This is a genomic window from Dyadobacter sp. (assembly GCF_039919315.1).
GTDB lineage: Bacteria > Bacteroidota > Bacteroidia > Cytophagales > Spirosomataceae > Dyadobacter.
Window position 1 is genome coordinate 63656 of the sequence record NZ_JBDSFX010000026.1, and the last position, 25843, is coordinate 89498.

Annotated in this window: 27 protein-coding genes and 1 tRNA gene; 8 read left to right on the forward strand and 20 right to left on the reverse strand. The window is 45.0% G+C overall.

Going from position 1 to position 25843, the window contains the following annotated elements; all coding sequences use genetic code 11:
* Window positions 1-26: 26 nt before the first annotated feature.
* Window positions 27-1268: an ABC transporter permease gene (locus tag ABIO93_RS07850; protein ID WP_348066232.1), complete on the forward strand. Its 1242-nt coding sequence runs from the start codon at window positions 27-29 to the stop codon at window positions 1266-1268.
* Window positions 1269-1333: 65 nt separating this feature from the next.
* Window positions 1334-1786, forward strand: a complete 453-nt coding sequence (locus ABIO93_RS07855; RefSeq protein ID WP_348066234.1) for a hypothetical protein — start codon at window positions 1334-1336, stop codon at window positions 1784-1786.
* 8 nt (window positions 1787-1794) lie between these two features.
* Here ABIO93_RS07855 and ABIO93_RS07860 read toward each other — a convergent pair whose 3' ends face one another.
* Together ABIO93_RS07860 and ABIO93_RS07865 are read right to left on the reverse strand one after the other, a co-directional pair.
* On the reverse strand, window positions 1795-2127 hold the full coding sequence (locus ABIO93_RS07860) for a translation initiation factor (protein WP_348066236.1): 333 nt from the start codon (window positions 2125-2127) through the stop codon (window positions 1795-1797).
* 17 nt (window positions 2128-2144) lie between these two features.
* Window positions 2145-3020: a diacylglycerol kinase family protein gene (locus tag ABIO93_RS07865; RefSeq protein WP_348066238.1), complete on the reverse strand. Its 876-nt coding sequence runs from the start codon at window positions 3018-3020 to the stop codon at window positions 2145-2147.
* Between the two features lie 226 nt (window positions 3021-3246).
* Here ABIO93_RS07865 and ABIO93_RS07870 point away from each other — a divergent pair, with 226 nt between their 5' ends.
* On the forward strand, window positions 3247-3681 hold the full coding sequence (locus tag ABIO93_RS07870; protein ID WP_348066240.1) for a nuclear transport factor 2 family protein: 435 nt from the start codon (window positions 3247-3249) through the stop codon (window positions 3679-3681).
* A 54-nt stretch (window positions 3682-3735) separates the two neighbouring features.
* Here ABIO93_RS07870 and ABIO93_RS07875 read toward each other — a convergent pair whose 3' ends face one another.
* Together ABIO93_RS07875 and meaB are read right to left on the reverse strand one after the other, a co-directional pair.
* Window positions 3736-4218, reverse strand: coding sequence for a lipocalin family protein (locus ABIO93_RS07875; RefSeq protein WP_348066243.1), 483 nt, complete (start codon window positions 4216-4218; stop codon window positions 3736-3738).
* Window positions 4219-4338: 120 nt separating this feature from the next.
* Window positions 4339-5331 (reverse strand): methylmalonyl Co-A mutase-associated GTPase MeaB, encoded by a 993-nt coding sequence (meaB, locus tag ABIO93_RS07880; RefSeq protein WP_348066247.1) that lies wholly within the window; start codon window positions 5329-5331, stop codon window positions 4339-4341.
* A gap of 137 nt (window positions 5332-5468) precedes the next feature.
* On the opposite strand from meaB, the gene ABIO93_RS07885 reads away from it, so the two are divergent.
* On the forward strand, window positions 5469-7463 hold the full coding sequence (locus ABIO93_RS07885) for a M1 family metallopeptidase (RefSeq protein ID WP_348066251.1): 1995 nt from the start codon (window positions 5469-5471) through the stop codon (window positions 7461-7463).
* A gap of 72 nt (window positions 7464-7535) precedes the next feature.
* Here the strand turns inward: ABIO93_RS07885 and ABIO93_RS07890 are convergent, their stop codons facing one another.
* The 5 genes from ABIO93_RS07890 to yihA all read right to left on the reverse strand — a co-directional run bounded on the left by ABIO93_RS07890 (window position 7536) and on the right by yihA (window position 11720).
* The gene (locus tag ABIO93_RS07890) at window positions 7536-8480 is read right to left on the reverse strand and encodes a ketoacyl-ACP synthase III (protein ID WP_348066255.1); all 945 of its coding nucleotides are present in this window, start codon (window positions 8478-8480) and stop codon (window positions 7536-7538) included.
* Window positions 8481-8612: 132 nt separating this feature from the next.
* A complete protein-coding gene (locus ABIO93_RS07895; protein WP_348066257.1) occupies window positions 8613-9746 on the reverse strand; it encodes a glycosyltransferase in 1134 nt (377 codons plus the stop codon).
* A complete protein-coding gene (gene deoC, locus ABIO93_RS07900; protein ID WP_348066259.1) occupies window positions 9743-10402 on the reverse strand; it encodes a deoxyribose-phosphate aldolase in 660 nt (219 codons plus the stop codon). Before deoC ends, ABIO93_RS07895 begins: the two co-directional genes overlap by 4 nt.
* Before the next feature lie 77 nt (window positions 10403-10479).
* Window positions 10480-11004 (reverse strand): DUF5606 domain-containing protein, encoded by a 525-nt coding sequence (locus ABIO93_RS07905; protein ID WP_348066261.1) that lies wholly within the window; start codon window positions 11002-11004, stop codon window positions 10480-10482.
* Window positions 11005-11111: 107 nt separating this feature from the next.
* Window positions 11112-11720 (reverse strand): ribosome biogenesis GTP-binding protein YihA/YsxC, encoded by a 609-nt coding sequence (yihA, locus tag ABIO93_RS07910; RefSeq protein WP_348066263.1) that lies wholly within the window; start codon window positions 11718-11720, stop codon window positions 11112-11114.
* A 176-nt stretch (window positions 11721-11896) separates the two neighbouring features.
* On the opposite strand from yihA, the gene ABIO93_RS07915 reads away from it, so the two are divergent.
* The gene (locus ABIO93_RS07915; protein WP_348066299.1) at window positions 11897-12355 is read left to right on the forward strand and encodes a thioredoxin fold domain-containing protein; all 459 of its coding nucleotides are present in this window, start codon (window positions 11897-11899) and stop codon (window positions 12353-12355) included.
* Window positions 12356-12428: 73 nt separating this feature from the next.
* Here the strand turns inward: ABIO93_RS07915 and gmd are convergent, their stop codons facing one another.
* Together gmd and ABIO93_RS07925 are read right to left on the reverse strand one after the other, a co-directional pair.
* Window positions 12429-13541 (reverse strand): GDP-mannose 4,6-dehydratase, encoded by a 1113-nt coding sequence (gene gmd, locus ABIO93_RS07920; RefSeq protein ID WP_348066265.1) that lies wholly within the window; start codon window positions 13539-13541, stop codon window positions 12429-12431.
* Between the two features lie 71 nt (window positions 13542-13612).
* Complete coding sequence (locus tag ABIO93_RS07925; RefSeq protein WP_348066267.1) at window positions 13613-14239, reverse strand: SPOR domain-containing protein; 627 nt, start codon at window positions 14237-14239, stop codon at window positions 13613-13615.
* A 55-nt stretch (window positions 14240-14294) separates the two neighbouring features.
* Here ABIO93_RS07925 and murB point away from each other — a divergent pair, with 55 nt between their 5' ends.
* Entirely contained in the window at window positions 14295-15311 is a 1017-nt protein-coding gene (murB, locus tag ABIO93_RS07930) for a UDP-N-acetylmuramate dehydrogenase (RefSeq protein ID WP_348066269.1), read from the forward strand.
* Window positions 15312-15450: 139 nt separating this feature from the next.
* On the opposite strand, the gene ABIO93_RS07935 is transcribed toward murB, so the two are convergent.
* The 4 genes from ABIO93_RS07935 to ABIO93_RS07950 all read right to left on the reverse strand — a co-directional run bounded on the left by ABIO93_RS07935 (window position 15451) and on the right by ABIO93_RS07950 (window position 20008).
* A complete protein-coding gene (locus tag ABIO93_RS07935; RefSeq protein ID WP_348066271.1) occupies window positions 15451-17418 on the reverse strand; it encodes a T9SS type A sorting domain-containing protein in 1968 nt (655 codons plus the stop codon).
* 123 nt (window positions 17419-17541) lie between these two features.
* Entirely contained in the window at window positions 17542-18252 is a 711-nt protein-coding gene (locus ABIO93_RS07940; protein WP_348066273.1) for a glycosyltransferase family 2 protein, read from the reverse strand.
* Between the two features lie 63 nt (window positions 18253-18315).
* Window positions 18316-19224, reverse strand: coding sequence for an ROK family protein (locus tag ABIO93_RS07945; RefSeq protein ID WP_348066275.1), 909 nt, complete (start codon window positions 19222-19224; stop codon window positions 18316-18318).
* A gap of 73 nt (window positions 19225-19297) precedes the next feature.
* A complete protein-coding gene (locus ABIO93_RS07950) occupies window positions 19298-20008 on the reverse strand; it encodes an SDR family oxidoreductase (protein ID WP_348066279.1) in 711 nt (236 codons plus the stop codon).
* A 62-nt stretch (window positions 20009-20070) separates the two neighbouring features.
* Between ABIO93_RS07950 and ABIO93_RS07955 the strand changes: the two genes are divergently transcribed.
* Together ABIO93_RS07955 and ABIO93_RS07960 are read left to right on the forward strand one after the other, a co-directional pair.
* On the forward strand, window positions 20071-20799 hold the full coding sequence (locus ABIO93_RS07955; RefSeq protein WP_348066283.1) for an ABC transporter permease: 729 nt from the start codon (window positions 20071-20073) through the stop codon (window positions 20797-20799).
* Between the two features lie 45 nt (window positions 20800-20844).
* Window positions 20845-21591, forward strand: coding sequence for an ATP-binding cassette domain-containing protein (locus ABIO93_RS07960; RefSeq protein ID WP_348066287.1), 747 nt, complete (start codon window positions 20845-20847; stop codon window positions 21589-21591).
* 6 nt (window positions 21592-21597) lie between these two features.
* On the opposite strand, the gene ABIO93_RS07965 is transcribed toward ABIO93_RS07960, so the two are convergent.
* The 5 genes from ABIO93_RS07965 to ABIO93_RS07985 all read right to left on the reverse strand — a co-directional run.
* Window positions 21598-23100, reverse strand: a complete 1503-nt coding sequence (locus ABIO93_RS07965; RefSeq protein WP_348066289.1) for an oligosaccharide flippase family protein — start codon at window positions 23098-23100, stop codon at window positions 21598-21600.
* Window positions 23101-23238: 138 nt separating this feature from the next.
* Entirely contained in the window at window positions 23239-23844 is a 606-nt protein-coding gene (locus ABIO93_RS07970) for a TetR/AcrR family transcriptional regulator (RefSeq protein WP_348066291.1), read from the reverse strand.
* Between the two features lie 235 nt (window positions 23845-24079).
* A tRNA-Gln gene (locus tag ABIO93_RS07975) sits at window positions 24080-24150 on the reverse strand.
* A gap of 66 nt (window positions 24151-24216) precedes the next feature.
* Window positions 24217-25095 (reverse strand): ACP S-malonyltransferase, encoded by an 879-nt coding sequence (fabD, locus tag ABIO93_RS07980; RefSeq protein WP_348066294.1) that lies wholly within the window; start codon window positions 25093-25095, stop codon window positions 24217-24219.
* A gap of 98 nt (window positions 25096-25193) precedes the next feature.
* Window positions 25194-25843 (reverse strand): gliding motility-associated C-terminal domain-containing protein (locus tag ABIO93_RS07985; RefSeq protein WP_348066296.1); only part of this gene is annotated, 650 nt, incomplete at its 5' end.

The window sequence follows — 25843 nt, forward strand, 5'->3', positions numbered from 1 at the left end:
AAACAAAATTTGTCGAAGAAGTAGCTATGAAATTTTTACGTCAAGTATTAGAAAGTTTCCGGTTTGCCTGGCAAGCTTTGAAATCCAACATTACGCGCACCATCCTTTCGCTACTCGGCGTAACGGTGGGTATCTTCGCGATTGTGGCTGTGTTCACCATTGTGGACTCGCTCGAACGCAGCATCAGGGAGAGTTTAAGTTTTATAGGAGACAAAGTCATTTATGTCCAAAAGTGGCCCTGGGGCTTCGGTGGCGAATATGAATGGTGGAAATACTTCCAGTGGCCCGAGCCTACTTACGCCGAATACAAATACCTGTACGAAAACCTGGAAAGCGCCAGTGCGGTGGCCATTATGGATTTTAAGGGCGGTACTACACTTAAAAATGGCTCAAACAGCATCAACGCACAAATTCAGGGCGTTTCTTACGAGTACAATCTCATATCAGAAATTCCAATTCAAGACGGTCGGTACTTCATTCCGCTGGAAACCAATAATGCCCGGAATGTGGCCGTAGTAGGCGCTGACATTGCCGCCGCATTGTTTCCTGGCCAGGAACCGGTCGGGAAGACATTCAAGCTGGCAGGTAATAAATTTACGATCGTCGGTGTGCAGGTAAAAAAAGGAGAGAGCCTTGTAGACTTTGGAGGAAGTCCAGACAAGAACTGCATCATTCCTTTTTCCTCGTTTTCTAAAATGTTCCAATCTGGTAGAAGGAATGCGGATATTGTGGTGAAAGGCTTCCCGGAAGATGAAGGCATGAAAGAAGTGGAAGCTGAAATCACAGGTTTGATGCGAACAAAACGGGGCATTAAGCCGCGGGATGGTGCTAATTTTTCCTTAAATCGGCCGGAAGCCGCAGCAGATGCCATTTCAGGTCTTTTTGCGGTGCTTAGCATTGCTGGCTGGGTGATCGGTAGCTTCTCGATCCTGGTCGGAGGCTTTGGAATCGCCAACATTATGTTCGTTTCGGTCAAAGAACGTACCAATTTGATCGGTATTCAGAAATCTCTGGGTGCTAAAAATTACTCCATACTGTTCCAATTCCTGTTTGAAGCGATTATGCTGAGTCTTGTGGGAGGTGGCGTGGGGATTTTACTGGTATACTTATTGTCTTTTATGAAAATGGGTTCTTTGGAAATCATCCTTACACCGGCCAACATTCTGCTGGGCCTCGGAGTTTCCAGCATCATTGGCGTGCTTTCAGGAATTATCCCTGCTATGCTGGCGGCCCGAATGGATCCCGTGATTGCGATCCGGGCGAAATAATAACTAGGAAAAATCAAACGCTTTCACGAAGTTCGCTTCTATCATAAACACTGAAAATCACTGTTATGCGTAAATGGGTCATATTTGCCATATTTCTGGCCATCGTATTCGGAATCCTATACTACCTCACTTTCGGCTATTATAGCGAAGGAAAGCGGGGAGGTTTTATTACCAAACTCAGCAATAAAGGTTACTTGTTCAAAACCTATGAAGGTGAGCTCCGGATGGGCGGTCTCTATGAAGGAGACGGCACCATGAATTCTTCTGAATGGATTTTTTCAGTAAGCGGAAAAAACAAAGATGCCATTTCCAAACTGGAAGAAGCCATTAAAAACGGCCACCGGGTGTCGCTGACTTATGAGGAGAAATTTTTTACCCTGCCCTGGAATGGGGATACTAAGTATTTTGTGACCAATGTGGAGGTTTTGGAAAGTGGCCGCGTGACTACGCCGGTTCCACAAGTACCTGCCAAGCCTATTCCGGACCCAACCGAGCTGGATACAAACAAGGTGCTGTAAGCCGGGGATTATCCTCCGGCTTTTTTTGCTTTATAGTTTTTGGAAGAAAGCCAGTTGATCACCTTGTCGCGATGGTCACCCTGGATCTGTACTTCCTGATCTTTTACAGTTCCTCCGCTTCCACAAAGCGCTTTTAACTGTTTTCCCAAAGCTTCCAGATCCGACAGGCTCCCAATAAAGCCTTTGACAACCGTAATCACTTTTCCACCGCCTTTACGGTCCAGCCATATCCGCAGGTCCTGTTGGGCCGGAGATAATGTTTCTGGTTCGTCATCCGAATCATTATATTCAAAATCAGGGTTGGTGGAATAAATAACTCCTGAGCGGTTCTTCTTCGACATAAGATATTTATGTTTTGTTAAACGATCACATGTAAACTCGCAGGATTGATCTGGATCTCAATTCGGGTCGTGTTCATTTGGAAAGGCTCGCCATCATAATGTATCATCGGCGGCACGTCAGTTTCAACCACAGCCCCACTCAGATGTTGATAATCGATAAAACGCGACGGTTTAAGTTGTTTGGTAAAAAGCTGGTACGCCAGCGATGTGCCATACCATTTTGGGAACGGCTTTATCGTGCAAACGTCGAGCATTCCGTCCTGCAAGTTGGCTTGTGGCGCCACCCATGCATTGTTCCCAAACTGTCCGGCATTGGCAAAAGAAAGCGAAAAAGCATGCGTATCTACACCATTCAGGCGGAAAGTCTGCGGCTTATAGCTCCAATACGACCGGAACGAAACATTGATATAAGTAGCCAGTCCACGCTGGTTTTGCTGGCTGAACAAATGCCCGACATAGGCATCAAAACCCATTCCTGCCGTACAGAAAAACGGAATATCATTCACCCGCGCACTGTCGATCGTAATAGCTTTACCCTCAAATAATCGTTTCAATGCAGCTTCCAATGTGAGGGGAAGGCCGAGGTGGCGGGCCAGCCCATTACCCGAGCCCAACGGTATGATCCCGATAGGCGTTTCCAAGCCGACGAGTGGTTGCGCAACTTCATTCACAGTACCATCGCCGCCTACCGCGACAATCGCTTTCCAGTCTTCGGTTTTCAGGTTTTCTTTAACCAGGGCGGTAGCATGGGCTCTCTCCTCCGTAAAAAGGATTTTGGCGTAGCTATCGTGTTTTTTAGCAAAGGCACTGATCGTGTTTTGCAATACTTCTGTCCTTTTGCCGATTGAAGTACCCGAGTTGGGATTTAGTATAAACAAATAGGGCTGATTCACTGGTCAGGCAAAGAATAAAAACAGAATGAGCAAGAAAACAATAATGAACAGATAGTATAGGCCATCGATAAAAGGGTATTTCTGCCGGTCAAGCTTTTTGAAAAAATCACTGAACTTACTCATGCCTCTTTGCCTCTGACGTTTCTAATGTGAATATGGCTGTTCCGACCGTTGTTTAACGTATATTCGGGCAACAGCAATCATTTTACAAAAATCCATAAAAAATATGAGAAACTGGCTTTTCACGATCTTTCTGATAGCAATCACCGTCACAGCCCAAGCGCAGACGGATAAAGACAAGAAGGAAATTCTGGCCACATTAAACCGGCAGGTTTCAGACTGGAACCAGGGTAACATCAAGTCCTTCATGAATGGTTACTGGGAGTCCGATTCGTTGATGTTTGTTGGTAAAACGGGGGTGACTTATGGTTATAAGGCCACCTATGAAGGTTATCTCAAACGTTACCCGGATCTTGCGACGATGGGCAAGCTGAAATTTACCTATATTAATTTCTCATTTCCAGGGCCGGGGGTGGCTTTTGTGGTTGGGAAATTCCATTTGACAAGACCTGAAAAAGGAGACCTGGAAGGACATTATACACTACTTTGGAAGAAAATAAAAGACAAATGGGTCATTATATGTGACCATACCAGCAGCTAACCAAAACAGCCGGCTCTTCTCAGAACCGGCTGTTTTATTTTATCGTGCGGAGCTTTATACTTTTTTGAATTGCAAAAGAGCGTTTATAGCCGGTTTGGTAGGATCTGTCTGGGTGTTCACGACAACCGTCAGGTTAGTGGCAGTTTGGGTGATCTTGAATTCCTGGCTGGTGGTAGCGGTCGATAGCGTCAATTTGTCGCCAACCACTTTCCATTTCGCGTCACTACCTACCGGAACAAATGCGCCCATAGCTGAAACCGCGGCAGGACAATCGGCAGTCGTAATGCTATTATTTGCGTTAAATGTAAGTTTCAAATCATAAATGCACGGAGCTAATGTGGTGATAAATTGCAATGCTGGAATCGTTGTCCCGGCAGTTTCAGGTGTGATAGCGGTTACCTGCCATTTGCCTACAATCGGGTTGGTATCCACAGGTTGCGGATCTGGATCTTTATCATCTTTACAGGCCACAATGGCCACAGCCATAAATAGGAATGCAAGGAATGTTAACTTGCTAAGGGCATAGGTAATTTTCATAACAGGGAAGTAATAGTTTGACCAGTTTATATACGTTGCTTTTTTAACGTTCAAACATAGCTTAAAAATGCTTTTACAGGAAATATTTGTGATTTAGAGGTAAAATTTAATGTAAAAAGGTTACTTAGTCCTTCCCAAAAACAAATTGATTAATTCCTGCGCTGCCGTTACCGGAAGTATCTGTCCCTCACGCACATGCTCTTCACTGCCCGCCAACTTCGCCCTGACCGACGCATTATCATAAAACTGATCTTCCAGGCTCTGACGGATATGTTCATGAAGCCAATCCAGGTTCTGAAACTGTCTGTTTTTGTCAAAAAAACCATTTTTTGAAGTTATTACCTCATATTCCTGAATCATTTCCCAAATCGCATCAATGCCCGATCCTTCCGTGGCCGAGCAGGCGATTACTTTCGGGGTAAATCCCGATGGCGACTGTGGTAGGTGGTGTAATGCATGCTGGTACTCATTCACTGCCAGTGCTGCCGGTTGCCGGTTGGCGCCGTCCGCTTTATTAATGGCGATGGCATCCACCATTTCCATGATGCCTCTTTTGATTCCCTGCAATTCGTCGCCCGCACCAGCGAGCATAAGTAGCAGGAAAAAGTCAGTCATCCCTTTCACCAATGTTTCAGATTGTCCCACACCCACTGTCTCGACCAGGATCACGTCATAACCGGCGGCTTCGCACAATAGCATGGCCTCCCGTGTGCTGCGCGCCACGCCTCCGAGCGACAGGCCTGTGGCCGACGGGCGAATGAATGCGTGCGGGCTGTGAGCAAGATTTTCCATTCGGGTTTTGTCGCCCAGAATGCTACCGCCTGACTTTTTACTGCTTGGATCTATCGCGAGTACGGCAACACGCTTGCCTAATGATGTAAGATATTGCCCGAATGCTTCAATGAAAGTGCTTTTCCCGACACCCGGTATCCCCGTAATTCCGATGCGTAATGCCGTGCCTGTCATGGGCAGGATACTTTGCAGAATTGCTGCTGCCAGTACTTTGTCTTCCGCTAATTTACTCTCGATAATGGTTATAGCGCGGCCGAGCATTGTACGGTCTCCTGTGAGAATTCCCCGGGTATATTCTGCAACGGAAAGTCGTTGGCGCATCGCGTTTTTGGCTGGTTAAAAGTCAGAATCTTGATCTGGTTTCTGATCCGTAAAAATGAAACTTTTTATCCTAAAAAAGGCGAAAAGGTGTATATTGCTCGTTTACAATCCTATATTTTCAATATTTAATCATTCGAATGAAAATTTCAATATTTCGCCTGGGCCTGTTAGCTATGAGTAGCCTGGGGTTTTTCAAAACGGTCGCACAGGAGGCGGACAAGGTGAAGTACGATGCGCATGTGCTTTTTCATCCATTGTTTAATTTCCAGCCAGGTGGCGAGTATCGGACGGGAAGCGGCGCCCCGGGACCCAAATACTGGCAGAACCGTGCAGATTACAAAATCAATGTTGCGCTGGAAGAAGAGAAGGGAACGGTGAGTGGCGAAGTGGAGATTACCTACAAAAACAATAGCCCCGAATCACTTGAATTTATTTGGTTGCAACTCGATCAGAATGCATTCAATGACAATTCGAGAGGCGGACGGACCACACCGGTTACGGGCGGACGCTTCGGAAATACAGGATTTATCGGCGGTGACTCGATTAAGACCGTTACCATTCAACAAGGCAAGGACAAATTCGTAGAGGCTAGTTACAAGATCACGGATACACGCATGCAGATCCGTCTGGCGACACCTGTGAAAGCCAACGGCGACATTATCAAAATCAAAATTGGTTATACATTCAAAATCCCTGAATATGGCTCCGACCGGATGGGAACGCTAGAAACCAAGAATGGTATCGTTTACGAAATGGCGCAATGGTACCCACGGGTGGCCGTTTTTGATGATATAGAAGGATGGAATTTACTGCCTTACCTGGGCGCCGGAGAGTTTTATCTGGAATATGGAGACTTTGAATATAATGTAACTGTTCCCTGGGACCACATTGTAGTAGGCTCAGGAGAATTGTTAAACCCGAATGAAGTACTGACTGCGGAACAGAGAAAAAGACTGTCAGACGCCGCCAAAAGCGACCAGACTGTGATGATCCGTACCGCCGAAGAGGTTACCAATCCCGCGACCAGGCCTAAGCAGTCGGGTACATTAACATGGCGCTTCCGTTGTGTGCAGGCACGTGATATTGCCTGGGCTACTTCAAAAGCATTTGTTTGGGACGCCGCGCGTATGAATTTACCAAAAGGAAAAACCGCTCTTGCCCAATCTGTCTATCCGGCTGAGGATGGCGGGCTCGAAGGCTGGGGACGTTCTACGGAATATGTAAAAGGCTGCATTGAGTTTTATTCCAGCTACGTGCATGAGTATACCTACCCGGTTGCGACCAATGTGGCCGGTATAGTAGGTGGAATGGAGTATCCTGGTATCGTGTTTTGTAGCAGCAAAAGCCGCATGGACGATTTGTGGGGCGTTACCGATCACGAATTCGGTCACAACTGGTTTCCAATGATTGTTGGAAATAACGAACGTAAGTATGCCTGGATGGATGAGGGTTTCAATACATTCATCAACTTCCTTTCCGCTGACAACTTCAATAATGGGGAGTACAAAACGACCCAAATGAATGATTTGCACCGGTTAGCGCCCATGATCTTCCGTCCCAAAGCAGATCCTATCCTGACAATTCCCGATGTAGTGCAGGCGGTAAACCTGGGTTGGGAAGCTTATTATAAGCCCGCATTGGGACTTAAAATGCTGCGTGAGCAGGTGCTGGGCAAAGATCGGTTCGACTATGCATTTCATTTGTATGTACAGCGTTGGGCGTTTAAGCACCCTACTCCTTACGACTTTTTCAGGACGATGGAAGATGCAGCGGGTGAGGATCTGGGCTGGTTCTGGAAAGGATGGTTTTTTGAAAACTACAAACTTGACCAAAGCGTAAAAGAGGTGAGTTATGTAGAGCAAAACCCGCAGAAAGGATCTTTCATTACCATTGAAAACCTGGATCAATGGGCGATGCCTGCGAAAATTGATATTGAAGAAATAAGCGGTAAAAAAACGCGCATTGAACTGCCGGTAGAGATTTGGCAAAGAGGCGGCAGCTGGACATTTAAAGCGGCGACGCAGCAGCCTATCCGTTCGGTAACGATTGATCCTGAACATAGCCTGCCAGACATTGACCCTGATAACAATATATGGAAACCAGCCATGTTTGCTGAGCCGGAAGTAAATTAAGACATTATCGGTTATCAATAGAAAAGCCTTCCAGTATAACCGGAAGGCTTTTCTATTATTATCAGAACTTGATCAGATTGTAATCAGCATGGCTCCGTAAGAGTAGCCGCCACCGAAAACGGTGATCACGATATTTTCTCCTTTTTTGAATTTATCCTTATTCTCGGAAAGTGCGATCGCACAGCCTGCGCAACCGGTGTTACCGAGATACTGAATGTTTGAAATAAGCTTTTCCACGGGTATTCCGAGGGTATTGATCACATTCAAACTGATGCGATGATTAGCCTGGTGCGGAATGAGATAATCAAGGTCGTCGATGGTCAGTCCGCAGGCTTGCAATACTTGCTGGCTTACTTTCGGCATGTATACACAGGCATTCTGGAACACGTCGCGGCCGTAAGGCATAATCACGCCACGGTCATTGGGGCGCAGTACCACGGCTTCAATCGCTTTTCCGCTGGTGGCGGCGCCGCCGGTGATCAGTTTCTGGATTTTCATATCAGAGTCTGTCTGACGTTCTTTGGAAATGAGAAGGGCCGAAGCGCCATCTCCCCACAAATGTCCCGAAACCGTATCCATTTCATTATAGTAAGCAGTGTTATGGTCAGACACAACTACAACGGCTTTAGACGCCTTACCCAATGCAAAATAACCTTCTACAATTTCAATGGCGTTAAGCAATGAAGAGCAGGCGGACGAAATGCTGACAACCGGTATGTCCGGGATCTGAAGCTGGTACTGCACAGCATGTGCCAGCGTCACAATGGTATCGTAGGGAGTATAAGTAGCTCCAACAATAAGGTCTATTTCGTTTTTGCTGTAAGGGATACGTTCAAGTAAGGATTCAACCGCTTTAATCGCCATAGTGGAAGTATTTTCTTCCGGAGATGCCTTACGTCTTTCTGAAATTCCTGTGCGTTCTACAATCCATTCATTGGATAGATTGTTCAGATTTGTAAAATATTCATTACCAATAACTTCGCTTGGTAAATAATGACTAACTGTATTAATATACATGATTGAGAAGTTGACTTCGCAAGCTACGATTCTTTTTATTTCCGAAAGTTAAATATTTCGTAGAAATCGTAGCACTTAATATTTGAACAATTCAATAATAAGTTTATAAAATTATAGCAAAAGGAGTAATCGTTACATAACCCTTTCACTTTTTAACAAACTTTTGTAAAATGACAGAAGAATGCCTTCCTCCTTATGCCAATTATAATTTTTTTCAACCGATTTCCTACCCCTACTTCCCATTAATCTGCCCAAATCGGGATTTTCAATGAGCCAGCTGAGTTTTTGATACAATGCATCGGAATCATAAGGAGAAATGCAAAAACCGCATTCCGATTGTTCCACGACTTCCCGGTAAAGCAGGAAGTCGGAAGCAATCACCGGGAGTCCTAATGACATATATTCGAACAGTTTAGTTGTATAAGATTCCGGATAATCTGCCACTGGTTTCAATAAAGCAATTCCTGCGATGGCATTTTGTGCATACTGCAAAGCCTTTTTCAGATCGGTATAACCGTAAAATGTTATGTTTTCACGAACATCTTCAAAGCCAGGTAGTTCTGCCATTTCCTGTTGGTCCAATCGCAGCGGGCCAAACAAATGCACATGGATTCCCGGATACGTGACTTTCAATCTGGACAAAGCTGCTACTAGTATATCAAAACATCGTTCCAGAGAGATTACCCCCGTGTAAAATAATTGTGGTTTGTCAGAAATACTGCCTTGTTGCGACTTATTGGCATCAATGAATGCAACCGAAGCATAATTATGAATGACGGCATGCGGGTATGCCAGGTCCCGGTATTCATCTAGATATGCTTTTTCGGTAAAAACAAAGTGGAAACTACGTCGTGCCAACCGATCAAAGTACCGGAATAGGTAGCGATAAATAGCTGCATTGTTGTAACGTTTGATACTAAACTTCTTGTAAAGATTTTCCTGCACCTCGTAGATCACTTTGGTACCCAGCCATTGAAACAAAAAAGCCAGCGGCAGCAGCTCGGGAACGAAAATATGGACTAGATCGGGCCTGATTCGCAGGTAGTTCCACAATGCAACCGGCTGGCAGAGCAATGCTCTTGCGAACAACCCTTTGAAATACGGAAGGCTGATGGTCTTAAATGCATGGAACCCAACATTCGTTCCTGCGCCGGGCAATGCACAGAACACGTCGTAATGTGCGGATAATGAAGGTGCTATCTTGTAAAAAATACGTGGATCGGTGGCGGGATGAACAGTACTCAGGAGCATAATGCGTTGCTTCATACCTGCGTGACGATCGAAACACCTGCCGAGGTACCAATGCGATCAGCCCCCGCTTCGATCATCGCAATAGCCTGGTCATAAGTTTTAATGCCGCCCGAAGCCTTGATCTTAATGTTTGCAGGAAGTATGGACCTGATAGTTCTGACTGTTTCGGCCTCCGCACCTTTGGGAGCAAATCCGGTAGAGGTTTTGACAAAATCCACATTTGCTTCGGCACAGATTTCACAAGCCGTGTAAAGGTCGAATGTATCCAGGTATGCGGTCTCAATGATCACTTTCAGCAATGCATTACCCGCATGGGCGAGATCAGCAAGCTGCCGGAGCTCTTCACGGACACTCAGGTAGGCCATGGATTTGAAACGCGAAATATTCATCACCACATCCAGCTCGGTCGCTCCGTCCTGCAATGCATTTTCGGCTTCTGCGATTTTGGTAGCGGTAGTAGTGTACCCCATCGGAAAACCGATCACCGTGGCAATCTCGATCCTGACAGGACAAAATTCAAACATTTCGACCGTGTAGGCCACGTAGGAAGGAGCAATGCAAACGGCCTTAAACTGATGTATCCAGGCCTCTTCACAAACCTTACGGATATCCGTCTCACTCGCCGTAGGATTGAGTAAGGTATGGTCAATGTATGCGGAGAGGGTTGTCATGTTCGGATACCCGGAGTTGGAAAAAGTAAAAACCCTGTCTGGCAGACAGGGTTTTAATGCAAAATGCTATGTTTTGACTACGCTTTGGTCTTTTCTTTCTTGGCCGGTTTTTTAGCAGGCTCTTCAGCTACTACTTCCGTTTCCTCGGTTTCAACCACCGCTTCTTCCTCAGATGTTATAAAAAGCTCAGGGATATATTTTGACAATAAGTTGTACCAGGTTATGATCTTCTTGATGTCAGACACATATACTTTGGATCTGTCAAATTCCGGAAGGATTTTGTTCAGGAACTCAATGAAGTCTTTATCAGAAGAAGTTTTAACCTGAATAGCGATCTCTTCTCCGTGAATTTCCCGGATTTTAAGGAAAACGTCTGCCAGCGGAACTGATTCTTCTTCGCCATCAGTGAAAATGGAAACATCTTTCAACACTGAAACACGCGCAGTTGGCCCGATCAGGGTTTTTTCTCTTTTTTCGTCAAGACTCTCAACGATCACGCCCGCACGGCTTGGCTTAAGAATGCGGAACAATCCGCCTTTACCTGAAACATTTGCGATTTCTTTCAACAAATCCATTCCGGTTGACTCTACTTTTTCACTCATCCTTTCTTACTATTAGTTATATCTTGATTATGATTATGTTGAATGCGATGACCAACTAAATTTTGTCGCAAAATAACGGAAAGATTGACCGTTATACAACCTCCTGCCTACTTTGTCTTCTCAAACGACTGATTATAAGTTTCTATTGTTTGCAGGATGGCGTCGCGGCCTTCGTTTTTTTCCGCGGATGTAACGAACATGGGAGGCACTTCTTCCCATAATTCACTCAATGTTTGCCGGTATTCTTCTACTTTGTTGGCGACCTGTCCGGGTTTCAGTTTATCAGCTTTGGTAAAAATAATATGAAATGGTATCCCCGCCTCGCCTAATGCTGTTATAAATTCCAGATCCGCGGCCAATGCGCTGTGCCGTACATCAATAAGCACAAAAGTGCAGATCAGGTTTTCGCGGTTATGAAGATAATCGTTGATCATCGTCTCCCACTTTTCGCGCTCTACCTTACTCACTTTGGCATAACCATAGCCGGGCAAATCCACCAGGTACCATAGTTCATTGATGAAGTAATGGTTAATGAGCTGTGTTTTACCAGGTTGCTGAGAAGTTTTCGCGAGCGACTTCTTCCCGGTAAGCATGTTGATCAGGGACGATTTACCGACATTGGACCTGCCTATGAAAGCATATTCGGGCAAATCAGGCTCAGGGCATTTCTGGTAATCCGAATTGCTCATTACATATCTTGCTTCCTGAACTTTCATATTTATTTGACGTTAATAATGATGCGAAGTTACTTTTTTCTTTTTTACCAACCTTGTGGAGCGGCATTACTGTGAAATCGGAGTCTTGTTAATCAGGGAATTGGATAAAATAAAACAAAGGGGTATTTTCGTTAGTGAGTAATTGAAACTGTAACTAAGTCGAAAAGATGAAAAGTTTGAAAAAATTAGGTTTCCTGGTTGCAATGCTGTCCCTGACGTTTTCAGCGGGATATGCAGGCGACGGGAACAAAAAATCGGATAACACTGCTGAGAAGGGCATTCAATTTACAGAAGCTTCCTGGGCAGCTATTCTAAAAAAAGCCAAGAAGGAAAACAAAATCATATTTTTTGATGCTTATACTACCTGGTGCGGACCTTGTAAATTGCTACAGAAGAATGTTTTCACCCGCGCAGATGTGGCGAAAGTTTTCAATGCGAAGTTTATCAATGTAAAATTTGATATGGAAAGCGGCGAAGGCCCCGCGCTGGCTGAAAAATATCCGCTTGAAGGCTATCCGACATTGTTCTTTATTGATGGCAATGGAAAGATCGTGCAGACGCTACTGGGTTACCAGACTCCTGAGAAATTAATAAAGGCTGCAAAATCTATTCAAAAATCTCCAAGAACGATTTAAAGATTGAGTAGCTGAAAAAAATAAACCCCGGTGGATTTTCCGCCGGGGTTTATTTTTTGGTACAAGGATTTTCCTATTCGTAGTAGTTCGGAACGCGGTGTCCGCTGCTTTCCAATAGTCTGTCCTTCTTGAACAACATCACATCAGCGGCAACCATATCATTCACCAGTGCTTTCAGGTCATATTTCGGTTTCCATCCCAGCTTGGTCATCGACTTGGTAGGATCGCCGATCAGCAACTCTACTTCGGTCGGGCGGAAATATCTGGGGTCAACAGCTACCACTTCCTTGCCAATTTCGATCTGGTAATCCGGGTTGGAACATTTGCTCACGACAGCGATCTCTTCTACGCCTTCACCTTTGAATTCAACTTCGATACCTACTTCTGCAAAAGCCATTTTAACGAACTCGCGGATGCGGGTCGTGATTCCGGTAGCGATCACATAGTCTTCGGCCACTTCCTGTTGCAGGATCAGCCACATTGCTTCCACAAAGTCCTTGGCATGTCCCCAGTCACGTTGCGCATCCAGGTTACCCAGATACACTTTGTCTTGCAGGCCCAATGCGATACGTGCAACGGCGCGGGTGATTTTTCTCGTTACAAAAGTTTCACCGCGCAAAGGAGATTCGTGGTTGAACAAAATTCCATTCACCGCGAACATATTGTAAGCCTCACGGTAATTGACTGTGATCCAGTATCCGTAAAGTTTGGCAACAGCGTACGGTGAGCGTGGGTAAAATGGCGTGGTTTCCGACTGTGGAACCTCCTGCACCAATCCGTATAATTCGGAAGTGGACGCCTGATAAATCTTTGTTTTCTTGGTCAATCCCAGCAAACGCACTGCTTCCAGGATACGAAGAGTACCAATGCCGTCGACATTAGCCGTGTATTCGGGTTCCTCAAAACTCACCTGCACATGCGACATAGCGCCCAGGTTGTAGATTTCGTCAGGCTGAACTTCCTGTACAATGCGGATAATGTTGGTAGAATCGCTCAAATCACCGTAATGCAGGTGAAAGCGAACATTTTTTTCGTGCGGATCCTCGTAAATATGATCAATGCGCTGCGTATTGAACAACGAGCTGCGTCGCTTGATACCATGCACTTCATATCCTTTGCTCAAAAGTAGTTCTGCCAGATAAGAACCGTCCTGTCCGGTAATACCGGTAATTAGGGCTTTTTTCATTATTGCCTTAGGTATGTATATGTGGATAATTTTATCCGGTTTAAAATAAAAAACAATTTATCAAGGTCAACTCAGTTGCTTTCAGAAGCCACATTGACCATCATACTTCTTTTAATGTCGACCCTGTCTGAAAGTATCACGGCAGACGAATACTGCTCGCGGATCAGGTCCAGGTATTGCTCAGCATCGCTCCGGTACATGAAATCTCCCACTTTCACGCGGTAAGTGGGCTGTGAGTACGAAACGTATGGATTAAGATCTGGAAATGCCTGGTAAATGTATGATTTGGCCGCGTCGGCCTCCTGTCGTACATTACCTACATAAATCTGAATGCGAAAACCGTTAATGTACCGGATCGCTTTATTTTGCTTGGCGAGCGTATCCAGAACCGTATCCAATCGCTTGTTTACGTACAGGGGTTTATCCACATTGGTGTTGGGAACATTGCTTTTTTTAGGAGCGACGGCTGTTTCTGACTTTTTTTCAATGATGGGTTCGGTGTACTCATAGCGAGGACGAACCGATGAAAGGTCTTCCTTGTATTCGGAGCCGGAAGAGCTGACCACCGATTTTTTACTGCAACCTGCGAGGACGATTATACCAAGATGCAAAGCCCATAAAAATTTCTTTTTCAGCATCATATCCTGAACCATTGTGACTGAGCCTACAAACTTAATCAAAAATGGATGAATCACCATACGACTGAATTTTGAATGTAATATCTAACTTTACCGGGCTATTATGACCATTTCAATGCAAATACAATCAAACTTTTCACTTCGCCACCTCAATACTTTCGGCCTCGAATCGGAGGCGCGCTACTTCGTGGAAGCCCGGACTATCGAAGAACTAACTGAAATTCTGCTCGATCCTGTATGGAAAGAGACCGCAAAATTTATTCTCGGCGGCGGAAGTAACGTCCTTTTTACCCGAAATGTTGATGCGCTGGTCATTCATCCGGTGATCAAAGGGATTGAAAAAATAAAGGAAGACGAGGATCATATTTGGTTGAAAGTCGGAGGAGGAGAAGTGTGGCATGACCTCGTGATGTATTGTGTTGAGAACAATTATGGCGGCATTGAAAATCTCTCACTGATTCCCGGAACAGTAGGCGCGGCACCCATGCAAAATATAGGCGCCTATGGCGTCGAGATCAAAGACGTAATAGAATCCGTGGAGGGTTTGGGCGTTCAAAATGGCCAGAAGCGGACTTTTACAAAAGAAGAATGTGAGTTCGGTTATCGTGAAAGCGTTTTTAAAAGGGTACTTAAAGATCAGTACGTCATTACCGGTGCAACATTTGTTTTAAATAAGAAACCGGTGTTAAATGTGGGGTATGGTGACGTGAAGAAGACATTGGAAGAAATGAATGTAGCGAGCCCGACGATCAGTGATGTGAGTAGCGCGATCATTCAAATTCGTCAGAGTAAGTTACCCGATCCTGCGCAAATCGGGAATGCAGGCAGTTTTTTCAAGAATCCTGAAATTCCATCGGAACAATTTGCCAGTTTGAAAGAGACTTTTCCGGAAATGCCGGGATATGTGGTGAGCAATGAAAAAGTGAAAGTACCGGCTGGCTGGTTGATTGAACAAGCCGGCTGGAAAGGATATCGCCGCGGCGCGATCGGGGTTCACGACCGGCAGGCCCTGGTGCTGGTCAACTATGGAGGCGGGAATGGTAATGATATTAAGGCCCTGGCGGAGGAAATTCAGGAATCCGTATCGTTCAAATTTGGCATTGCCCTGAATGCCGAGGTTAATTTTATTTGAAGTTGGTAAGACTTCCTTTGAAAGATTGCTACTGAACAGAATTAGCGATCGGCCATAGGGTATTTATCATACAGTAATTTTGATGGTTGCACCTATTAAAGTCCAATGCGCACAGATATGGCTTTGGAACACCGATTGCTCAATGCACTAGTAAAACCTTGCTGGTGCTCGACTTATCCCCATAATAAACCCTGAGAATATACTGGCCGGTACTGAATTCGTTCACATTAAAAGTGACCCAATTCTTATCGTTGTAACGCACATTTTTAAACTTTTTGCCATTCGCAGAGAAGAGCTCTACCAGGCTGATGTTGCCTTCGCCGGAAACAATATTAATAAAATCGGTTACCGGATTCGGATAGATCATGATGCTGATTGCCTGCGGGAGATCGTCACCGAGCTTCGTAATCGTTGTTGACGATAAATTAGATTCAGATTGATCCGTGTAGCCTCGGATACGATAAATATATTCAACGCCCTTTTTGGCTGAGCGATCGTCATATTCGAACTGGTTGGCCGGGAAATGCAATATTTCTTGTGTTGCAAGCAGAGCCTTAGGATCCGACCGCTCCAATATGTATCCGGTCGCATTTGGTAACTTATTCCACCTTAAAATCAATTGGTTCTTCTGTTCGCTCGATACTAACGTTATAGCGCCCAAATCGGTGTAAGGAAAGATCTTAGTATGATGAAACGCGAAAGCACGCTGCCCCTTCGTATTTTTTAGAAAAGGCCCAATGTAGACCCAGGCGGCATTGAGCAACCCCGAGTAGTGATATTTGGAGGGGAGGTACTTGATCGTAGAATCATTCGCGACCTCTTTCAGCTTTACGATAATCCTGTTAGCCTCGGCGCTCCCAGAAGCCAATTTTTTCCACTCGGCATTGAGATAGAAAAAGTCTTTCATGGAAAAAACCGAAGAGCTTTCCAAACTTCCTTCAATGTTCACAACTGTTGTATCATTGGGATAAACCATTTGCTGGTAGTCTTCAAAAACCATGGTTATCTCATCCTTTTTTGACGTAGAATAAAAGGCCTTTTGCAAGCTGGGTGAAGAGATTTTTTCTTTTTCGCCATAGTGATTAAATCCTGCCAGGTCCGCCAAATCTCGACCGACTTGCAGATATCCCTCTAAACCATAGTGGAATCCATTCCACCCTTCGGCACCCAAAGCTGCATAAGACTGGATAATGGGGTATTTTCGATCCAATGTTCTTTGTTGCTCCCGCAAAAGACCAATGCGGTCGTCATACGCCCCACCGCCGAAAAGGGGAAGTTGAAAGACGTATATTTTTTCAACCATTGGATAATCTTCCTGCCACATTTCTACCAGTTTGTCAAAACGTGGAGCCCAGGTTAGCGGATCAGACGACGCCTCTGTTTCGCCCTGCCAGAAAAATATGGCTTTCAATGATGGCAGCAATCCGGTTGCCTTAGCCGAATTCAGTAGGTATCCGTAAAAAGTCGACCGATCGGTGAGCGCTAGTAGGGAAGCACCGGCTGCGGAACCGTTGATAATGCAGGTGGGGATCTGATATTTTTCAGCAATGCTTCGTTGAAATTCAATCCCGAATATGCCTACCCGCTGACCGATATGATTGGCAAAACCCCAGGCAGCTGGGCCTCCTGAGGATCCGTATGTACGCGCGAATTCGTTTTGGTATTGATAGTCTACCTCCCAGGCCACAGCATTGGATTGTCCGTAAATGAGGTAAAAGTCACCCGCGACAATGTTATCGCGTCTCGCAATCAGCGTGGAATCAGATCCGGATTTGCAGGCGTAAATTTCAAATGCATACTCGGCTAGCTCAGCCTTAATTTTAAATGAAAAGCTGAATGGAGCTTCTGAGCCGTTATATTGAAGATTTTTTCTTTGATAACCGGTCTTTATTTTGTCCCTGAATTTGATGACAGACAAATAAGCGTATCCCTGAACCTGGACCCTGCCTAAAAAATCCACATCGGCTTGCCCGGTGCTATCCCTAGCAAAGAGCTGCATATCAGCAGGCACTTTATCGAGGATGGCTATGCCGGATTGCTGCGCAAAAGCAATTGAAATAAAAGAGCAGAAAAATGTTAATGTAGCAAGCAGTACAGATGCTTTCATGCGCGGGAGAAGGGGGATGAATTAGAAGATTTCCCTTACCAGGCATGGCAAAGGCTTTCTGTATTTATGTACAGAGATACAAAAAATAATACAAAAATTATTCCACAACTGACCTGGGAACCCCTAACTACCCAGCCCGTACCTGACAATGCAGTACAAAGCCCGAAAACCATCTTTCCAGTTGATTTTCTTGCCTTCTTCGTAGGTGCGTCCGTAGTAGGATACGCCTACTTCATATATTCGGATTTTCGGGACTTTGGAGATCTTGGCGGTGACTTCGGGTTCGAAGCCAAAACGGTTTTCAAGTAGTACCAGACCTTTGAGAATGTCGGCCCTGAAAAGTTTGTAGCATGTTTCCATATCTGTCAAATTGAGATTGGTAAACATGTTGCTCAGGAAAGTAAGGAATTTGTTTCCTATGGTATGCCAGAAAAAAAGGATGCGGTGTGGTCTCCCGCCCATGAAGCGGGAGCCATACACCACATCAGCATATCCTTCAATTACCGGTTTTAGCAAAATATTGAATTCCTGCGGGTCATATTCTAGGTCGGCGTCCTGCACGATAATGTAGTCACCGATGGCCCTGCGAATGCCCGTATGTAAGGCCGCCCCCTTACCCTGATTGTATTCATGGCGATAATAGCTTATCTCCATTTGCGGATTTTCCCCAATAAACCTTTTCGCAACGCCTTCCGTATTGTCCGATGAACAATCGTTGACTATTACTATTTCCTTTTGAAAGCCGCCAATCAGTTCAACAGATTTGAGTTTATCCAAAACTTTCCAAATTGTTTTTTCCTCATTGTAAGCAGGAACGATAACAGATAACTTCATCAGAACGTTAAAAGGTGAATAGAAATAAAGGACGTTATTGAGTATAATTTGGTTGCAAAAAAATCAATCAAAACATAATGAAGCAGCACCTAGTAAGCCTGCGTCATTAGCCAAAGTGGCCCGTTTAATAGTAATTGTCTTTAAATAATAAGGTGTTAGCCAGTATTCAAAACGCTCATTAATGGCGGGTAAAATAAATTCAAACGAGGCAGAAATACCACCACCGATCAAAATAGTTGTAATGTCCAGGATACGGATCATTGAAACAAGCCCTTCTCCAAGCAAATAACCCATTTCTTGAAATACCTGTTTCGCAAGCTCATCACCTTTCGAAGCAGCAGCAACGAGGCCGGTGGTAGAGATCGTTCCATCGTCAGGAAGCTGTGTCTGGCCAGTGTATTCGGCACGCATGGCATGGGCGAGGTCGAGCAATTCTTTTTTGCCGATGTTGCGTTCCAGCACTTTTCCATTTTTGGAAGGTACGTGGCCTGGCTCCATGGCATTACCGCCGCCGCCTTTGAAAACTTTTTTGTCAATAATGGCTGCCCCACCGATACCGGTACCGAGCGTTACGAAAATGTAGTCTTCGGGAAGCTTATCTTCTCCAAAATAATACTCGCCCAATGCAGCTGCATTGGCATCATTTTCAAGATAAAAATCGTGGTCTGGAAATCTTTCTTTCAGATCAGGAACAATGGCAATGCCATCAATTTCAGGAATAGCAGTAATTTCTATCAATGTAGTCCGGTCCCTCGTCGTGAGTCCGGGAACACCGATCCCTACTCTTTTTACCTCTGGATATTCAACGAGCTGTAACGCTATCGCATCTCCTAATCTTTCTATAAAATGCCCTGAACTACGCCAGCTGGCGGTATCGTGACTGTAAAAATTTGAAATTCTTCCATCCGTAGCGTCAACGATCCCCATTTTTACGTTAGTACCGCCCACGTCTATACCGAGGTATTGTTCCATGAAATGAAATATGGGTTTAATAAATAATTTTAAAAATGCGGCAATTTAGTAAAATTGCTCTATTGTTCACTAATCAATCCAAATCTCCGAGCTGTGGCCTGATTAAAATTTCTTCCATGACGGCACGCGGAGAAAGCGAGTAGGCAGCCCAAATCGCGTCAGCCACGTCTTTTGGATCTATAAAACGTTCCGCTGGCAAATCCACCCCTTTCCAGCTGTCTGTTAACGTCGCTCCCGGAAGCACAGCAGTCACTTTCACGTCGTGCGGCTCCATTTCTACGCGGAGTACCTTGGTCATGCCGTACAGCGCAAATTTGGAAATACAGTAGGAGCCGCCGTTGGGATAAGCCATAATGCTGGCCGTAGAACAAATGTTAAAAATGTGCCCTTTCCGGTTCGTCATCATGTCCCCTACGAAGCCTCTTGTCAGGTGATAGGCGCTGTAAACATTGGTTTCCATTGTTTTTTCCAATGTACCCTCTGCTTCATTATGCACCTGCCCGGGGATAAATACGCCCGTGTTGTTGACAAGTACCTCTGTAAACCTGTTTTTTGATTTGGCAAAGTTCAGGAACGCATCCAGGTCTGCCCGCAGGGAAAGATCAGCCGGTAAATAATATAATGTTGAACCGGCAAATCGGTCCTTCATTTCTTTTTCGAGATCTTCCAGATCATGAAGGTTTCTCGCACAGGTGATTATATCAAAACCACCGCTCATGAACCTTTCAATTAGCGCTCTTCCAATTCCTTTTGTCCCGCCGGTGACTACCGCTAATGGATTCATTTTTCTGATTACTTCTTTTTTTGCCTAATTTCCCCGAAAATATTGAATACAATCTAGATATCATGTCTGTAATCGGGAAATACTTTATTTTTTTAGGGACATTATTCGGAAAAGGGGAAAAATTGTCGGTTTACTGGCAGAGGCTGATGGAGGAATGTGTGGGTATAGGAGTGAGCTCAGTATTTATTGTTGCGATCGTTTCCACTTTTATTGGCGCAGTTTCGTGCATTCAAACAGCATATAACTTAGTGAGCCCGATCATCCCCGTCTCGACGGTCGCATTGATTGTGCGTGACATGTCTATACTCGAACTTGCACCGACCATTACCTGTATCGTTCTGGCGGGAAAGGTAGGTTCCAATATTGCCAGTGAGCTGGGTACCATGCGGATCACCGAGCAGGTGGATGCTTTGGAAGTAATGGGGATCAATTCGGCATCTTACCTGGTGTTGCCGAAGGTTCTTGCAGCGATGTTAACATTTCCTATGCTCGTTATTTTTGCCGGATTTTTAAATATTTTTGGAGGCTATCTGGCAGGGACATTGACCGGAGTAATCACGGAAAGAGACTATTTGAATGGTATCAGAGATTCGTTTGTGCCGTATAACATCTTTTTTATGTGTGTAAAACCGTTTGTTTTCGGTTTTCTGATTGCGACAATATCTTCATTCAAAGGTTATTTCACACAAGGCGGAGCATTAGAAGTAGGTAAAGCGAGCACGGGTGCAGTAACGAACAGTTGTATCTCCATTCTTGTCGCGGATTACCTCCTAGCCCAACTGTTATTGTAAAATGTTAATCAAAGCCGCCGGAATAGTTACAACAAGATCAAAACGATGATTGAAGTAAATAATATAGCCAAAGCTTTTAACGGTAAAGAAGTTTTAAAGGGAATTTCTTCAAAATTTGAAAAGGGGCAGACCAATCTGATCATCGGTGGCAGCGGGACGGGTAAAAGTGTTTTGTTGAAATGTATGATAGGCCTCGTAAAACCTGACAAAGGCAATGTGCTTTACAACGGCCGCGATTTTTATAATTGCGACAAGGAAACACAACAATCGATCCGGCGCGAGATGGGTGTTTTGTTTCAGGGAGGGGCGCTTTTCGATTCCAAAACGGTTGAGCAGAATGTCCGTTTTCCCCTTGATATGCTCACGGATCAGTCCATGCAGGAAAAGCAGGAAAGAGTCGCTTTTTGTTTGCATCGTGTAGGATTGGAAGCAGCCGCCAAAAGAATGCCTTCCGAAATTAGCGGCGGGATGAAAAAACGCGTAGGGATCGCCCGCGCCATCGTCATGAACCCCATGTACCTCTTTTGTGACGAACCGAATTCAGGCCTTGACCCGCTTACTTCTGTTAAAATTGATGAACTGATCAAAGAAATAACGGAAGAATACCAGATCACGACCATTATCATTACACATGATATGAACTCGGTGATGGAGATCGGGCAGAACATTATGTTCCTTTATCAGGGAAGCAAGCTTTGGGAGGGTGTCAATACCGAGATCACCAAGACAGTTGTGCCGGAATTGAAGGAGTTTCTTTTCTCCAATAAATTACTCCGGGAAATGCAGCCCTAGTACCTCTTATTTTTTGTTCAAAAAAGGAATATTCTTTCTTTCTAATAAAAATACACAGCCTGAAAAGACTGCCAGGATCAGCATGTGAACCGGTACAGAAATCATCAGATCATTGATTTTAAATAGCGTTGAGGTATAAATCAGGAGTGTACCTGCTCCAATGTACCCCAATGCGGAAGTTACGTCGTACGGGACCGGGTAAAACTTTTGCCCAAAATAATAACAAAGCGAAAGCATCGTAAACCCTGACAATGCAAAAGCGATCGCAAAACCCAGGTACCCTATCTGCGGGACGAGCAGAAAACTGCTGGCAATGGTGATCAGCGCACCGGTTAATGTCAGCCAGGTGCCGTACTGCGTTTTGTCGGTGAGTTTAAACCAGGTTGCCAGATTATAATAAATCCCCAGAAACATATAGCCAGCCAAAAGCCACGGAACTACCGACAAGCCTTCATGGTAGATCTTCTGTTTTAAGAATAGCTCGGCGAACAAGTCAAGGTTCAGGCATATTCCAACCCACATGATTACGCAAATGATGGTGAAGTATTTGGTAACCTTTGCAAATACCTCCGGCGCATTCTTGTCGTCGCCTTTGGAGAAAAAGAACGGCTCTGCAGCGTATTTGAATGCCTGAATGGCCAGGTTCATGAAGATCGATAATTTATAGCATTGGACGTAAATCCCTATCGCCTGCTTGGTGGTACGGCCCGGGTAAAAATCCTTAGGTAGTAAAAATTGAATAAAAGCCCGGTCGAAAAGCATGTTCACTACGCCTCCCGCATTCATGATCAGAATGGGGAATGCATATACCCAGACCGGCTTGAAAAGGGTTTTGTCAAATACAAACCTGAAATCCGAAAGCTCTTTTCGTAGTAGCCAGAAAAATAGAAAGTTGGCGACGAGATTGGCCATAATAATATAATCCGGTGCGTGCATCGGATCGTAAAAAATGGCAATTACAGGTTTGAGAAAAGCTAGATACTCGCCGGCGTAAACGTCCCTGCAAACGATCAGAAAGAACAGGTTCAGGAAAATGTTGATCAGAATGTTGGTAACCCGTACGATCACAAATTTTTTGCCTTTTCCTTCCAGTCGCAACCTCGCAAACGGAATGGATACAATGCCATCGATCGCCATGATGACTGCGAACATTCTGACAATGGAGACGCTTTCCGGGTATTTGATAAATTCGGCAGCACTTTCCGCAAAAATGAAGATCAGTCCGGAAAAGAATACGCTTACGAGAATGACGGCGCTGAGTATCAGATTGTAATACTGCTTTCGGTCCGCTTCCTGCCTGGCAAACCGGAAAAAGGCAGTTTCCATCCCAAATGTATAAAGAACCGTCGCCAGTCCGGCGTAGGCATAGAGCTGTCCTTGTGCGGCGATTTGTTCGGGTTCGAAAAGCTTGGTATGAAGTGCGACCAGCAGGTAGTTCAGGAAGCGGCCCAGCATGGTGCTGATACCGTAAGTCGCGGTTTCACTGGCCAGTTTTTTTAATACACTCATAATTGTTCAATCTGTTTTGCGCAATTCTCAGAGCAAAATCAGAGAAACAAATATAGGTTATGGACAATGGTTTATTTCCAATTCGCAAAAAAAGAGTCCTTCCGATCATTTGGAAGGACTCTTTTTGGTTTTTTTTATCTAGCTTCTCACATCGACAATAATGCGTTCGATCACTTTTTCGATCCGTTTCCATCCGTCGTCGGAATGCAGGTCGACGTCTATCATTTTTTCACGGTAGTCAGTAGAAATGGTCATATAATAGATTCCGGCTGTGAGAAATGTAACTAGAGCACTGGTGTCGTTGTAGTGGGGTAAGTCTCCGATCTTACTCAATATCCGTAATGCGACCTGGTTGCGGGCATCAGATAGCATGGATTTTCCGGTACCGATTTCCCACCTCAGCAGGTCACGGGTAGCCTTCCGTTCGCGCAGGTCATTCATAAAAGTGTGCATGAGGCTGGTAAGGGCCTTGCTGCGTTCTTCCGGGGCGAGAAGTGGCATGTTGTCAATGTACTCAGTACTGGTGGTAGAGGTATATTCGCCCGACTTTACATATTGCTCCATAAGCCCGTCGACGCTATCGAAGTATCTGTAAATCAGTACTTTATTTACTCCTGCTGTCCTGGCAATAAGATTCACACCTACCTTTTCAGTACCGTGTTGCTCAATCACTTCGCCGACCGCGCGGAGGATTTTACTTTTTGTCCGCTCTCGGTCGCGCTTCTTAACTTTGTCAATTTTCATATGGGTGCCGTTTAGGTTAAAACATGGTAAATGTAATATTTCATATGGAAATATTATACGTGTAAAATATTATAAGTCACCATTTTTTGAATTACGTAGCCTAAATGTGCGTTAATCGATAAAAACGCCTCATTGAAAGAGAAAAATGCCTATTTGGTCGACTAATTTGTATCGATTCTTAAAAAGGAAGCCACAAAAAAAGAGCTCATTTGCGATGAGCTCTTTAAACTTACTGTTGGCCGACAAGGACTCGAACCCTGAATAAGACAACCAAAATGTCCTGTGTTACCATTACACCATCGGCCAAAACCGTAAACAGTGGTGCAAAAGTAATGCGGGGAGTTTAAGTTGTCAAGTTTTTGGCGAAAAAAATTAAATGCTTTTTATTTCCGACTGGCTTGAAATCTTCTTTACCAAGCCCTGCAAAACCTTTCCCGGGCCACATTCTATGAACGTTTCTGCGCCGTCAACTACCATTTGCTCAACGGATTGCGTCCATCTTACGGGAGCGGTTAGCTGTGATATGAGGTTGTCTTTAATGACTGAAACTTCCGTCGCAGGTTTCGCATTTACATTCTGATAAATTGCGCAAATAGGTGCTTCAAACTGGGCTGCATGGATGGCGGAAGCTAATTCTTCCCGCGCTGGCTCCATCAAAGGCGAGTGAAATGCGCCTCCGACGGGTAATATCAATGCGCGTTTGGCACCCGCAGCTTTCAACAACTCGCAAGCTTTTTCAACACCTTCAATGGTACCTGAGATCACAACCTGCCCGGGACAGTTGTAATTCGCCGGAACTACGATCTCGTCGGTAATACCCGCGCACACTTCTTCGATGATGTTGTCGGCCAGGCCGAGAATGGCTGCCATGGTGGATGGACGGATCAGACATGCTTTTTGCATGGCATCTGCACGCTTGGCTACCAATGCCAGCCCGTCTTCGAATGACAGGGCGCCCGCGGCTACGAGTGCAGAAAATTCGCCCAGCGAATGTCCTGCAACCATATTGGGGGCAAAATCAGTACTGATCTTGGCCAGGATGACAGAATGTATAAAAATCGCGGGTTGGGTAACATTCGTTTGTTTGAGCTCCTCGTCGGTGCCTTCAAACATGATGTTAGTTATATTGAAACCAAGGATCTCATTTGCTTTTTCAAACAAAGCCTTAGCTGAATCTGATGACTGGTACAGATCGAGTCCCATTCCTTTGAACTGGGAACCCTGGCCGGGGAAAATGTATGCCCTTTTCATATTTACTGTTGTTAAGATTATTCATAGTGAACAAAAAGCCCGGCTGTCAAACCGGGCTACAAAGGAAATACTTGAAGACGAAAGAAAAAAGGCGATCACTACCTGAGCAGCTGTACCCATCCTTTGATGGTAGTAGGGGTGGTTACTTTTTTGGATGATTCAAAATAGACGGTCACCTCGTAGTAGTACTGTCCGGCAGCGAGGTCTTTTCCTGAATTGGTTTTTCCGTTCCAGTTGATGTTGACATCTTTGGTGGAGAACACCTGGGCACCCCATCTGTTGAAAACTTTGAATTCAAGCGACTGCACAAATGCGGGGCATTCGTAAGGCTGGAAGACATCGTTTTTCAAATCACCATTGGGCGTAAATACATTGGGCAGCACAAACATGGGGCAGTTGTCCTTGCAAACAATGTTGCTAGGGGCACTTTCACTGCCAAACCTGTTGACGGCCGTGACGAAATAGCATCCTGCAAACGAAGTAAGCCCCTGGTGGTCGTAAGTAGTCGACAATGGGGAAGGCGGCGTGGTCACGGTGGCGATCAATGCTGGCTGGTCGCCTTCGTAACGGGCATAGTATATTTTGTAAGCAAATACATTCGGATCGCAGTCTTTGCCGCCCACCGACTGTGGATAAGTCCATGACAAATGGTTGGTAAAAGTAGGGGAGTCACAGAAAGCTTCCGGGTGTGCCTGCAACGAATCACAGTTGAGCGGGTCGAGCGCGAGTACCGGCGGGCATGGCTTGG